This is a genomic window from Shewanella sp. 10N.286.52.B9 (assembly GCF_002873635.1).
Taxonomy (GTDB): Bacteria; Pseudomonadota; Gammaproteobacteria; order Enterobacterales; family Shewanellaceae; genus Shewanella.
The window spans coordinates 35,820-48,923 of record NZ_MCTY01000196.1 but is presented as its reverse complement, the minus strand read 5'-3'; the positions used below and the strand labels follow the sequence as shown (position 1 = coordinate 48,923).

Sequence of the window (13,104 nt, the reverse complement as noted above, 5' to 3'; positions counted from 1 at the left end):
GCCATTTAGAATAGGGTATCGATGCAAAGAGAATTAGGCTACAAGGCAAATATGATGGTAGGGGATCAATGTTACCCTGCCTTTGAACTACGGAATTTGCTTAACTTTATTGAACTGCATCTTGGCGACGTTGTCGCTACTGATATCTATTTAAAAATTGGCTTAGGGCCGCAAGAACTCAACGCCATGCAGTTTGTTTATGTATGGCAGGTTGAGTATGCCATGGAAGTGTTAAGAACGACCTCGCCAGATCCTGAAATTGGCGCTCGATTGGGCGCCAGTTATCAAATTGCCAGTCTTGATGTGTTACTGCCTTTCTTTGATAAATTTACCACCTTAAATCAATGCCTACTGTTTGTGATCAAAAACCCTGATTTAGCGGGTAGCTTTGCTGATACTGTTATTCGTTTTGATGAGACTAGATTATGGATAAGGTGGCTCAATACCGGAAAAGCTAACGCCCAAAAGTTTGCTTTTCAATTTCAGCACAGTGTTTGCGCGTTATTAGGCGCAGCAAGGCAGTTAGTGGCTTCAACTGTGGTTATTGATGAAATTCATATGGCAGAGCCTCAATGTAACACTGAGTTTTTAAGTGCAGAAACCGGCGCTAAAATTGTGTTTGATTGTGATTTCTATGAGTGGGGTATTGATATTGCTATACTCAATACACCGCTAAGTTATCAATTTGACCACCTTGCCTTAGCCGCTTCGGTGCCAGATGGCGTGTCATTTATTGAGCCGCTGCTGACAGATATTCGCCTATGCATGCCTAAGCCACCCAAGCTTGAACAATTGGCAGAAAAACACCATATGAGCGCCCGAAGTTTACGCCGAAAACTATCGGCTGCGGGAACCAGTTATCAAAAGCTGGTGGATCAAGTGCGCTGCCAAGCAGCGATAAATTTAATTTTAGCAAATGAGTTGAGTGCAGAAGACATATCTGAAGTGCTCGGTTATGGCGATGTTAGCCATTTCAGACAAAGCTTTAAGCATTGGCTTGGCTATCCACCCGGTCACTTCTTAAAGCTTAATCTTGTCAGTTAACAGTCTTTAGTTTTCCTATTTCATTGCTTAATCATTCATTATTTAACGGTGCACTCTGCTACAGCTAATTTAACTGCACGTTGCAATGGTGATAGCCATGTCATCAATCCAGCGTTTAATTAAATCAGCGCCTTCAATGTGGGTCATTTCTCGGCCAATGGGCGGCATTCTATCTTTAGGGCTTAACAGTGTTTGTCGATAATGCACAATAGAGCGCTCGCCATTGCCAGGAACAATGTCATAAGCAAGCCCATTAGGACCGCCATCCCAACCTGGTGGCTGCTTACAAACGCCATACTCAAATGAAGTATGATCAATATGATACTCAAGTCTGAGGCCTGAAATGCTGGCAAAGCCCTCTGCGCTATGACAATGGGCGCAATTCACATCGAGATAGCCTTTAGCGCGGCTGGTTAATTCTGCTGTTTCATCATTAATGGCAAAAGATTGTGCAACGCTGTTAAGCGCGGGTAAGTTTATTAACTGGCCTTGCTGTGCCCACTGAGTCAGTTGATTAATGGGGGTGTTGTTACTGTCTGTTATTTGGCGGTTTAATAAATGGGCTTTAAGTCCAATAGGCTTTATGTTGCTGCTTCCTTGCTCATTAACTTGATGGCAAATTTTACATTCAGCTTTGCTGGGAATGTGATAATCAAAACTAATCGATTCGCCCTGATTATTCATGGTGTGGGCCACATTCGCGCTAGCGATAACAAGTTTAGCTTGGCCTTGAAGCCATTGGTAGGCTAATGCTGTCCAGCCCGTTTCTCGATGGATTAATAGCCGTGTTTCGATTAATTTCTCATTATCTGCGCCACTATTTTGGGTATCAAAAGGTAACGCAAAGCTTTTAACTAATACACTACCAACGGGTAATTCGAATTGGCTTTGGGCTTGAAAGCTGATTGCTTGATCATCAGGTAAAAAAACAAACCGATATTTACTGGCGTAATTGGAAAATAACTCAGTAGATAGTTGGTAAAGCATACCTGGGCTTCGTGGTGATTCAGTTGGTTTGCTTGGGTCGATAAACAAGCTGTAATCCGCTAGATTGTCACAATCTGCGCTCATTAATGCGGGCCAATTCACTTCGCTATTGTTTTGTAAACATAGCTCATCTGGCGCTGTCTCGGGATCCTCTGGTACTGCTACAGGTGGCGTTGGCGTATCAAGGATATTGTTATCGTTATTATTCTCTTTTGAGTCAGAGCCGCCGCAGGCTATTAGCGACAAACATAAACTAATAACAAGTATTTGATGGGCTTTAAAAACAAACATTGATGACATCCTTGTATGAATAGAATGTACGATGAAAAAGCCGAGTTTCCCCGGCTTATTTGGTTTGATATAACCCGTGTTAAATTACATGGGTTAAAGCTTACTTAGGAGCATGATGCTGCAGGTAATCGCTTAATCCACTCGTTGATGAGTGCAACACCTTCATCATGGGACAAGCTACGGCCAATTTCAGGCATACGATCGCCAGGTTCATTGGTTTCCATACGGAAATGTAAGATTGACTCTTCAGGATTACCCGGAACCACATCAAAACCTAAGCTGCCGCCGCCATAAGCAACAGGTGACTTACAAGTACCATGAGAAAATCCTGCATCTTCATCATAACTGCGCCAGTACTCAAGCTTTAAGCCTGTGTTAGAGGCATTACCTTCAGGTCGATGACAATGGGCACAGTTAATATCTAAGTAGCCTTTAGCAACGGCCATAAGCTCAGTATCCGACATAGAATCAATATTTGCTTCATCGCCATCTTGGAATTTTGGCACCATAGGGACAGTGTCTAATTCTGGCACGCCTTGTAAAATACCTGCCGCTTGCCATTTCGCGAGTTGATTCATTGCTCCATCAGCATATGGGTAAGTTTTATTAAGGTGACGAGCTTTAGGTCCAATGGGCATAAATACCGCATTACTGTCTTCACCGGCTTTAAATTGATGACATTGCTTACATTGATTCATGCTGGGTACGACGTAATCAAATGCCAATTCAGCGCCTTTGTGAGTAATGGTTTTTCCTTGAATCGCGCCCGCTTTAGCAATAACAGCATCGGATTTATCGGCTTTCCAAACATAAGGCAGCGCTGTCCAGCCAGTGTCACGATGGATCAGTAATCGTGTTTCAATTAAATCCTCGTTTGCAAATCCACGATTATTAGTGTTTGTTGGTAAAGCAAAGGTTTTACTGATCACGGTTCCCACAGGGAAGTCGAATGATTCATTTTCGCTGTAGTCGGCTTTAGTGCCATCAGGTAAATACACAAAGCGATATTTACTGGCATGATCGGTAAATAATGGCGTATTAAGATCATAAGGTAAGCCACCCGAGTTTGGTCCATCGGTTGGATTAGCCATATCTGCAAATAGATTATAATCAGACAGGTTAGGGCAGTTAGCTTTTAGTAGTGCATCCCAGCTGACATTATCACCACTGGCTTCACATAAGGCTAAATCACCATCGCCTTCAAGGCCGCCTTCACCTTCACCAATAGAGCCACCGCCACCGATTAAAGTGCCGCCATCACAACCTGCGGTATCATCATCAACACCACAGCCAAATATCTCATCACCAAAGGTAACGGTATGAACAGGTAGGCTCACTTGGGCGCAGTTCATTAAGTCCATTTGCGTTTTTTCATAAAGCACATCGGCAATACTGGCATCGGTATTATTATTGGCATATAAACGGCCAATACTTACCTCACCATTATTTTGCGCACACACGTTATCACTGCCATCGGCTGCAAAAGGTAACTCCTGTAAACCTAAATAGGCCGCGGTGCCGTTGTTAGAGAACATCTCACCTAAACCATCATATAAAATCCCCGGTAATGCGCCGTGGGTTAATACATAAGCGGTGATGATATCTTTAATTAAATAGCCTTTTGGCTTAGTGCCATAATCGCTGATCACGTTGTCATGAATGGAGATATTACGCGGTGTTGGACGCCAGCCATCATCAATAGCTTGGCCTGGTTGACCATAATTACCCACAAAAGTACTGATATCGGGCTCAGCAATAAAGAAGCTCGAAATAGTTAAGCCAACCGTGTCGTGGTTTGTAATTTCATTATTAAAAATTTCTACATCGTCAGTGGATAACACAATCACCCCAGTTCCGGGTGGCACAATATGTACCCCTGCTGGGTTTGATGATGCGTTAGCAAAATTCAAGGTATTATTATCGTAAACCTTGTTATTAAAAATACGTACGCTTGAACCATATCTATGGTTATTAATCGGTAAATCGAAGACTAAAATACCGCCGGTATTACCCATGGCCTCGTTATCGTAAACGTCGGCATATTTAGAGTTTTCAATTTCAATGCCGGCGACGTTTTCTTTAGCGATATTGCGGCGCACTACAATATATTGGGATTGGCCAACGTAAATACCGGCATCAGCACTACCGCGAACATAGGTATCTTCAATAAGAATGTTTTCACACTCTACAGGATACAAACCATAAGCACCGTTGCCTTCATCAAGTTCGCCTTCCCAAATGGTTGCCAATCTTCTTAAAATAATGCCATTGGTATTTTTGAGTTTAATACCGTTATTTTTGGCTTCGTTAACGGATAAGTCTTGAATAATAATGTTCATGGCATTTTGAACAAAAATACCATCACCCGAATTGGCCTCAGAAAAATCCAACACGGTTTCATCTTGGCCGTAACCCATAATGGTAATATTTTTGGCAAAACTGCCGTCGCCGTCTACATCACCATCAAACAGTAAGGTTGATTCTATTTTGAAGTTACCTTTGGGTAATACGATAACGTCATTACTTTGGGCGTTGATTAATGCTTCTTGAATACTGATAGTGAGGTTATCACCCGCTTCGACCATGATGGCACCTTCAGGGAAGGTGGGACCGGTTTCTGCTGGTGGTTGAACAACGGGTGGGGTTTCGGTGATCTGTGAATCGTTATCATCTGAGCCGCAGCCCGCTAAACTGATTGTGACAGCTGTTGCTACAAGTGTAGGTACCAGCCAAGGCTTTGTCTTGTTGAACATAGCATCTCCTGCTTTTTATTATTTATGTCCTACTCCAGCGTTATACGCCCCAAAGGAGTGGATACGATTTATTCGTATGTTGTTCAACATGCCTTGGAGGACACTTGTTAATCAATGTGAAATCTGGCCACATTTATTTAACAAGTTTTTTTGATGTATCTTGCACAAGGAAGGATGATAAAAAAGGAGCAATAAAAAACGGCAGCTAGGCTGCCGTTTATGGGGAGAATAGAGTTAATTATGCTTTATAGCTAAGGTGTTGATGGAAGCCTACAGTTAAATCGATGTGCTCTTTATCAAAGTCGATGTCACTGATAAATTTACGCATCGCATCTTCAACTTGGTTCATAAAGCGGCCATAACCACCATCAGCAATATCACTATCACCCGCAACAATGACAAAGCGTATTGCTTCAGTAATGACATTTCCATCCCAATGACAGATAGGCTCAGCATCTGTGGCACTAGGGTCAAAACCGATCATTTGAAATTCAGCGGTACTTTGTAAATCTTCAAACTTACTATTACGTACTAAAGGTACTTTACCATTAGCAACCACGGCTAATTTATTCAGTTGTTTTGAGCGAGCAGCGTCAATAAATTTTTGGCAAACCTTTTGGTAACTATCGCTAAAATCATTGCGGTTTTCTGCAAGTAGCTGATTTTTAATTCGGCGACCAACAGGCATAGTGATCTGAACGTAAGAAAGTGCACTGACATCTTCTGGTAATGGGCAGTCACGATGCTGGTAGCGGCTATTAAGCGCTCTTAGCTTATAACCGTAGGTTTCTTTATGACCTTTATTTTTGGCAAATAGATCATAAGAAATATGCTGGTGATCGCGTATTTTGGTTGCCAGCTTCTGAGTGGGTAACTGTGGCATTAATGCCTCAGTAAACTCACGAATACGAGCATGAAAGTTTGCTGCTTTGCTGCGAATTTCATCACCCGTTGCTAAAAAGACCACTTTAAGTTTTTTAGCGCGATAATCAGGAATCATGTGTAAACGGTTTGCTTCATGATGCACCGGGTTATAGAAAAATCGTAACTGCTCTTGGGTTGAAAAACAGTAAACCTCATTATGAAAACGGACAACAGGGAGTTTATCTGTCGCAACAACATGGACATTATAAAGTTCAAATTTATCCGCGGTTTGAAAAACTAACTTAGAAAACTCTTGGTAGCAGTTTTCTAACTTTTCATAATGAGCGATAAACTCATCGGTAAGTGGGAAACCAACGGTAATATATTGATTTTTTCTGGTCGTAGTAGGTAGGTAAACTTTCTTTTGCCGACTGATAGCCATGAGATTTCCTTGTAGTCATAAACAAAATACCAAACCTTATTGCTCAAAAACTGTCATTAAGGATTAGTATTTTAGAACGTTTGAACAAAGTTATTTGTGTATCATTCTAAATCCTAAACCTTAAAATAAAATTACTATTTTAGGCTTTTGTTCTCATTTTTGACTAAATGTTTTAACCTCTGTTACTTTTTTACTGCATCGATGATCCATGGACTCATCCATTGCGTAATTTTAGGCTGGGCATCCTCATTAGGGTGAATGCCATCTCGTTGCATTAAGTCAGGGTTAGGAGCGATTTCCAGCATAAAAAATGGGATCAGTTCAATATCATAATCACTGGCCAATTGATGATAAACATCATTAAACATTTTAGTATATCGAGGACCATAATTTGGCGGCACCATGATTTCAGTAAGTAACACATCGGCGCCACTTTGTTGAGATAACTCAATCATTTTTGTAAGATTTGATTTCAGCTGTTTTGGGGGGAACCCACGTAGACCATCATTACCACCAAGCTCAATAACAACAAGGTCAACAGGGCTCGAAGCCAGTAGATCTGGTAGTCTACGTAATCCGCCAGCTGTGGTTTCACCGCTGACAGAGCCATTAATAATTTGGTATTCGGGCAGGTCATTACGTAACAATTGTACCCAACCTTGCTCTTCCGACATGCCATAACCTGCACTTAGACTATCGCCAAGGATTAAAACCGTGGCAGCATAGCTAGGTGTCGATGTTAACAACGCGGATGTGACCAGTGTTGAAAACGACACTGCAGATACCACAACTAAGATGAAAGCCGCATTAAGCAGGCGTTTCGCCGGTAATAATAAGAAGGATCGTATGTCTACTAATTTTGCAAATAATTCCAGTGCCATTAATGTAACTAACCTCAATAAAACAGTGGTGACCCAAGAGGGGGAGCTCACTATCCTCAACGGCATTAATATGGATGTCAAGCAGGGAGACAGTATTGCTATTCTTGGGCCTTCTGGATCTGGCAAGTCAACCTTACTGGGTTTACTGGCTGCGCTTGATACGCCAACATCGGGTGAGATCTATCTTGATGGCCAAGCATTATCGGGCCTGAATGAAGAGCAAAAAGCCGCCTTGAGAAAACAAAAGGTCAGTTTTATTTTCCAATCTTTTATGTTGGTCGATACCCTTACCGCACTTGAAAATGTCATGCTGCCAGCGGAGCTTGCTGGTGTCAGCAATGCTAAAGAAAAGGCCCAAAGCATGCTGGGCAGAGTGGGGCTTTCCCATCGTTTGACCCATCTTCCTAAGCAATTATCGGGCGGCGAACAACAACGTGTGGCTATTGCTAGAGCCTTCATTTGCGAGCCTAAAGTGTTATTTGCTGATGAACCTACCGGAAATTTAGACAGTGTAAACGGCGATAAAATTGCTGATATGTTGTTTGCCTTAAACCAAGAAAGTGATACCACGCTGGTGTTAGTGACCCATGATCTTGAATTGGCTAAACGCTGCAAACGTCAACTGGTGATGGAAAATGGTCATTTGTCTGAACCTGCGATAACGGCTGCAAACACTAACTCGACGCTTGAAAACGTCACCGAGGAGGCCAGCTAATGGAGTTACAATTAGCGTGGCGTCTGTTTAAAAGAGAATTAATGCAAGGCCAGCTAGTACTAATTGTATTGGCGATAACCTTGGCTGTGTTATCGGTCAGTGGTCTTGCTCGAGTGAGTGAGCGATTACAAGTTGCCATTAATGGTGAGGCGGCTAATTTTATCGCCGCTGATCGCATTATTGATTCACCTGTTAAAATTGATGACAAGGTATTGGGGATAGCAGAGTCATTATCGGTTAACTATGTCACCAATATGAAGTTTAACTCCATGGTTTACTCGGGTGACAAATTTCAACTGGTGACCATAAAAGCTGTTGCTGATGGTTATCCACTGCGGGGCGAAATAGAGCTATCATCAGGCGCGACTCAAGCACTGCCCGCTAAAGGTGAGGCGTGGTATGAAAATCGCTTAGGGGGGTTACTGAATTACCCCAAAACCCTTGAACTGGGTAATATAGAGCTTAATTTAAGCGCTGAGATTAGTCGTTTACCCGATGCAGGCTTTAATCCTTTTGCATCATCACCAGTACTTTTAATGCGTCTTGATGATGTTGACTCAACAGGCATTATCCAACCAGGTAGTCGAGTCAGTTATATTTATCAATTTGCTGGCGATGCAGCGCAATTAACCAAGTTTGAAAACCAAGTTAAACCGCTATTAAATAATAGTCAGCGCTGGGTAGACGTTCAAAGTGGTGATTCACCGATTGCCTCTGCGGTAAAACGTGCCGAACGCTTTTTATTGCTGGCAAGCTTGTTAGGTATTGCCCTTGCGTGTGCAGCCATTGGTATTGCCGCTCAGCGCTATTGTCAGCGTCATTATGATGTGGTGGCGATGCTTAAAACCTTTGGCGCTTCAGCTAAGCAAATCCGCAGCTTGTTTGGGTTGCACCTCATGTTGGTAACGGCATTAGGTATTGTCTTAGGTTTAATCGGTGGTGTGCTACTGGATATTGGTATTACCCAGTTTTTACCTGCTGAAATAGCGGCTTATTCTCCGCCTTATAGCCGACCAATTCTTCTGGGTGTCAGTACCGGGCTCATCAGTGCATTTATGTTTTCTGCCTATCCATTGATGCGCTTGTTAGCTATTCCACCATTACGGGTATTACAGCGTCAATTAGAAGGCTTACAGCTGGGCATGTGGCTGCATTTGTTGCTGAGTTTAGGGGCGATGGCGCTACTGGGCTACTTATATTCACGCAGTATTGAACTTACCATGACTGTGGTGTTGGCTGTATTGTTATTGGGAGTGCTGTTTAGCGTGCTGGGCTTTGTGATGATCCGCCTTGGTCACAGCGTTGGCATGAAAACCACCAACCCATTTCAGTTAGCATTAGCGGGTCTGCGCCGCAGAGCTAGACAAAATGCAGTGCAGTTGGTTGGGTTTAGCAGCGCATTAGTGCTTTTACTGACCATTTTGGCGTTACGACAAGACTTACTCAATGAATGGCAAAAACAATTACCTGAAAATGCGCCTAACTATTTTCTGGTCAATATCGCCCCAGAAGATGCTAAGCCATTAGATGACTTCTTAGATACTAACAAAATTATCGCGACCGATATTTACCCTGTTATTCGAGGTCGTTTGACCCATATTAATGATCAAGAACTGATCTCTAGGGATGAAGAAAAGAACGGCCAAGAAGGGCGAGTCGGTATTTCAAGAGAGTTAAATCTGACTTATCGTGACGCCTTGCCGCCTAACAACGACATCACTGAAGGCACATTTAATCAAGCAGATGATGAGGTGTCGGTCGAGTCAGGTGTAGCAGAGCGCTTAGGCTTAGCCCTTAACGATACCATGACCTTTACTATGGATAATCGGGCGGTTACCGTTAAAGTGACCAGCTTTAGACAAGTACAGTGGGAAACCTTGCAACCTAATTTCTTTATGATATTTAGGCCTAAAGCCTTAGAAGGTTTTTCGTATACTTCTATGGCGAGCTTTCATTTAAATGATGAAGACTTGAAACAGGCGGGCAGTTCGCTAACTGCAAATGCCGTGGTATTGCAGTTAATTCAGCAGTTTCCGACAATTTCGGTTATCGATGTTGGCGCTATGGTGCAACAACTTAGACAGATTATTGACCAAGTGTCATTGTCGCTTACCTTAGTGTTGGCACTGGTGTTACTGGCAAGTGCTTTAGTGCTGATAGCCCAAACGGAAGCAGGAATGGCGACTCGCCAGCGTGAGCTTGCAGTGCTGCGCACCTTTGGCGCTTCAGGCTGGTTACTTCGCTCAGCAACAGGGCTTGAATTTGCCATCTTGGGGGCTATAGCAGGCCTTTTAGCGGTGATTGTCGCTGAGTTTGCGCTGTACATGCTCAAAACCCAAGTGTTTGAACTTGTGGTGTACATGCACTGGCCGTGGTGGGCTATCGCCCCAATAGCGGGCGCTGCAGTGGTATCATTCTTAGGCATGTGGCGCTGCAGACAGTTACTTAATCGCTCCTGCGGTGAGTTACTTAAAGCAGGTTAATAACGCTTGATGAGCAATTAATAGCACTTATATAAATAGGTATTAGTTTAAATAGGGAGTTTAACTCCCTATTTTTATGCCTTATTACTAATCAAAAGGAGTTTGAAGCATGTTTGCGGTGATATTTAAAGCAACGGTTGGACAACAAGATAAGCATTATTCAGATACTGTTGCCGTGATGAGGGACCTAGCGTTTAACCATTATAATTGCATCGATTTTATTGCAGTATCAGAAGGGGATAAGGAAATCGCGATTTCATATTGGCATTCAGAGGCTGATATTCAAGCTTGGCATCAAGATTCAAAACATGCCGTGGCGCAAAAGTTAGGTCAAGATAAGTGGTACCGCGCTTACAGCGTTGAAGTTGTCGAAATTAAAAGGCAATATTCCTTCGATAATCAATAGTTTTTAACTTACTTTCTCCAGCTTCTTACTGCTAATAGTTAAATCATTTAATTATCAAAGTGAGTAAATTTTATAACCTGCTGTTATTTAAAATTTGCTATGCTATCAAAACTAAAGATTAGCAGAGCGCGCCATCTGCACTTGCTGCTTGAATAACAAAGGTAACACTTTGATGATTAATCAAAAATGGTTAACGACCTTCTTAAAATTGGCTGAAGTAGGCCACTTTACTCAAACTGCTGAGCAGTTGTTTATGACTCAACCGGGTGTGAGTCAGCATGTGCAGAAATTAGAAAAGCAGTTGAACATAAAGTTAATCGAACGCTTTGGTAAGCGCTTTGAATTAACGTCGGCCGGTATGCAGTTACAGCAATATGGCCAATCTCTAGTTAAGGAACAGCAGCAATTATTAACCGATTTACAGCTTGATTCAGAACATGTGGGTGAGTGCCGCTTTGCTTGTTCAGGTTCATTAGCCTCATTGTTATATCCGCACTTTATTGATTATCAAATCAAACATCAGCAGCTGAATGTTTCAATCGAAGCTGGACCCAATAGAAGGATAATAGAGTTATTAACCAATAACGATATTGATATTGGCATTGTGACCCAGTTTGTTTCCGACCCTGAACTTGAAGTGTTAGCCATAGGTTATGAGCACCTTTGTCTTGTGGTGCCGAAAAGTGAATCAAAAACGGTAATAAATTATGATGAGTTAATGGCGTTGGGCATGGTTGCTCACCCAGATGCGATGCATAATTGGCAGCAAGTGGTGGCTAATAACTATAAAGATAAACAAGCAATAGAGGTTCGGGTTGTCAGTTATGTTAATCAACTTAACCAAATTTTGTTGCCAGTTTCAAAAGGCCTAGGTTTTACTGTGTTACCTGAGTTTGCAGTAAAAAGCTTTAGTGATGTAGCGGCAATATCGATTGCTAAACTTGATAAGCAGGTAAAAGAGCCCTTGTACATGATTTATAAAAAACATCGACCTTTACCAAAACGTTACCAGTGGTTTATGGATAAAACCACTGAGCTGGTTAATAGTAAATAGTGTTCTTGAAGACCACAATAATCAGAACGGCACATATCCAAGTGATTAGGCATTAAAAATTGAATCTAACGCTGGGTCAATATGGGTATATTTAAAGTTAAAGCCTGACGCCAATGTACGTTTGGGCAATACAAATTGCCCTTCAACAATTAAGTCTGCCATTTCGCCCATGGCTAACCGTAATGCTAATACAGGTGTCGGGATTTTAGCTGGGCGCTTTAAGGTAAAGCCTAATGATTGAGCAAATTGCTTGTGATTAACAGGATTCGGTGCCGTAGCATTGAAAATACCCTTAGCATCGTTAGAGTTAATTAAGTGTTCAATCAAATGGGTTAGGTCATCAATGTGGATCCAGCTAACCCCATGGGTGCCTTTACCAATCGGGCCGCCCAAGCCTAATTTAAACGGTGGCAATATTTTTGCTAATGCACCGCCATTTTTACCTAATACAATGCCAATTCTGAGCACACAGACTCGGGTGTTTTCTGACTGGGCTTTTAAGGCTAAGTGTTCCCACTCACTACAAACCTGATGGCTAAACTCATCATGGGCTTGGCTATGCTCATCAACAGGCTGTTGGCCTTGGCGACCATAAAAGCCGATGGCAGAGGCGCTAATAAAACTTGCTGGTGGGGTGGTGCTTTGTTGGATCAGCTGGGCCAGTCTGGCGGTTATATTCCAGCGACTGTCGCAAATACGTTGCTTTTGTTGTTGGCTCCAGCGTTTGCCGACAATGGGCTCTCCAGCTAGATTTATCACGCTATCAAATTCATTGAGATTGTCTAAGGTATCAAGGCCTGATAAGTAATGATGTTTATTACCCAGCACGGCTTCAGCATGCTCAATATTACGGCTAACAATAGTAAGCTTATGTTCTTCTTGCAGTAAATGTACTAATTGTTGGCCAACAAATCCTGTTGCCCCAGTTATTAAAATCTTCATAAAGTCTCACCATTCATTTTGCCAACATAAGTAATAATACGTGCTAGCTTAGCGTTTCGATCAGTGTTTAGTGACTTGCTTTAGTTTCAAATTAATTAATTTTACTCGCTTAATTCACCCTTGGGGCGCTTTAAACATTTATACACAAAATATAACAGGTATAATCAATAACTTTGCAGTTAGTTGTTTTGTTTTTTCAATTAATTACGCATATAGTTTCAACTTAACAAATCTTAGTTTAA

General features: G+C 42.1%; 10 protein-coding genes. 5 read left to right on the top strand and 5 right to left on the bottom strand.

Annotation, left to right across the window (positions count from 1 at the left end; all coding sequences use genetic code 11):
- Window positions 1–21 precede the first annotated feature (21 nt).
- Window positions 22–1,044, top strand: coding sequence for a helix-turn-helix transcriptional regulator (locus BCU91_RS15090; RefSeq protein WP_102531814.1), 1,023 nt, complete (start codon window positions 22–24; stop codon window positions 1,042–1,044).
- A 69-nt stretch (window positions 1,045–1,113) separates the two neighbouring features.
- On the opposite strand, the gene BCU91_RS15085 is transcribed toward BCU91_RS15090, so the two are convergent.
- The 4 genes from BCU91_RS15085 to BCU91_RS15070 form a co-directional block, all read right to left on the bottom strand.
- Window positions 1,114–2,322 carry an SO2930 family diheme c-type cytochrome gene (locus BCU91_RS15085; RefSeq protein WP_102531813.1) on the bottom strand — a complete coding sequence of 403 codons (1,209 nt, stop codon included), beginning with the start codon at window positions 2,320–2,322 and terminating at the stop codon, window positions 1,114–1,116.
- Window positions 2,323–2,426: 104 nt separating this feature from the next.
- On the bottom strand, window positions 2,427–5,075 hold the full coding sequence (locus BCU91_RS15080; RefSeq protein ID WP_102531812.1) for a parallel beta-helix domain-containing protein: 2,649 nt from the start codon (window positions 5,073–5,075) through the stop codon (window positions 2,427–2,429).
- 238 nt (window positions 5,076–5,313) lie between these two features.
- Window positions 5,314–6,381 carry a DUF3083 family protein gene (locus BCU91_RS15075; RefSeq protein WP_102531811.1) on the bottom strand — a complete coding sequence of 356 codons (1,068 nt, stop codon included), beginning with the start codon at window positions 6,379–6,381 and terminating at the stop codon, window positions 5,314–5,316.
- 182 nt (window positions 6,382–6,563) lie between these two features.
- On the bottom strand, window positions 6,564–7,142 hold the full coding sequence (locus tag BCU91_RS15070; RefSeq protein WP_241904094.1) for an arylesterase: 579 nt from the start codon (window positions 7,140–7,142) through the stop codon (window positions 6,564–6,566).
- An 85-nt stretch (window positions 7,143–7,227) separates the two neighbouring features.
- On the opposite strand from BCU91_RS15070, the gene BCU91_RS15065 reads away from it, so the two are divergent.
- The 4 genes from BCU91_RS15065 (at window position 7,228) to BCU91_RS15050 (ending at window position 11,920) form a co-directional block, all read left to right on the top strand.
- Complete coding sequence (locus BCU91_RS15065) at window positions 7,228–7,977, top strand: ABC transporter ATP-binding protein (protein ID WP_102440543.1); 750 nt, start codon at window positions 7,228–7,230, stop codon at window positions 7,975–7,977.
- Window positions 7,977–10,460 (top strand): FtsX-like permease family protein, encoded by a 2,484-nt coding sequence (locus BCU91_RS15060; protein ID WP_102531810.1) that lies wholly within the window; start codon window positions 7,977–7,979, stop codon window positions 10,458–10,460. The genes BCU91_RS15065 and BCU91_RS15060 overlap by 1 nt, the downstream gene beginning before the upstream one ends.
- Before the next feature lie 109 nt (window positions 10,461–10,569).
- Entirely contained in the window at window positions 10,570–10,866 is a 297-nt protein-coding gene (locus BCU91_RS15055; protein ID WP_102440545.1) for an antibiotic biosynthesis monooxygenase, read from the top strand.
- A gap of 172 nt (window positions 10,867–11,038) precedes the next feature.
- Window positions 11,039–11,920 carry a LysR family transcriptional regulator gene (locus BCU91_RS15050; RefSeq protein ID WP_102531809.1) on the top strand — a complete coding sequence of 294 codons (882 nt, stop codon included), beginning with the start codon at window positions 11,039–11,041 and terminating at the stop codon, window positions 11,918–11,920.
- A gap of 45 nt (window positions 11,921–11,965) precedes the next feature.
- Here BCU91_RS15050 and BCU91_RS15045 read toward each other — a convergent pair whose 3' ends face one another.
- A complete protein-coding gene (locus BCU91_RS15045) occupies window positions 11,966–12,862 on the bottom strand; it encodes a TIGR01777 family oxidoreductase (protein WP_102531808.1) in 897 nt (298 codons plus the stop codon).
- Between the last annotated feature and the right edge of the window lie 242 nt (window positions 12,863–13,104).

Coding starts and splice junctions, on each gene's coding strand:
- BCU91_RS15045 (WP_102531808.1), bottom strand. CDS start 12,862: ATGAAGATTTTAATAACTGGGGCAACAGGATTTGTTGGCCAACAATTA.
- BCU91_RS15090 (WP_102531814.1), top strand. CDS start 22: ATGCAAAGAGAATTAGGCTACAAGGCAAATATGATGGTAGGGGATCAA.
- BCU91_RS15080 (WP_102531812.1), bottom strand. CDS start 5,075: ATGTTCAACAAGACAAAGCCTTGGCTGGTACCTACACTTGTAGCAACA.
- BCU91_RS15085 (WP_102531813.1), bottom strand. CDS start 2,322: ATGTTTGTTTTTAAAGCCCATCAAATACTTGTTATTAGTTTATGTTTG.
- BCU91_RS15065 (WP_102440543.1), top strand. CDS start 7,228: ATGTCTACTAATTTTGCAAATAATTCCAGTGCCATTAATGTAACTAAC.
- BCU91_RS15055 (WP_102440545.1), top strand. CDS start 10,570: ATGTTTGCGGTGATATTTAAAGCAACGGTTGGACAACAAGATAAGCAT.
- BCU91_RS15050 (WP_102531809.1), top strand. CDS start 11,039: ATGATTAATCAAAAATGGTTAACGACCTTCTTAAAATTGGCTGAAGTA.
- BCU91_RS15060 (WP_102531810.1), top strand. CDS start 7,977: ATGGAGTTACAATTAGCGTGGCGTCTGTTTAAAAGAGAATTAATGCAA.
- BCU91_RS15075 (WP_102531811.1), bottom strand. CDS start 6,381: ATGGCTATCAGTCGGCAAAAGAAAGTTTACCTACCTACTACGACCAGA.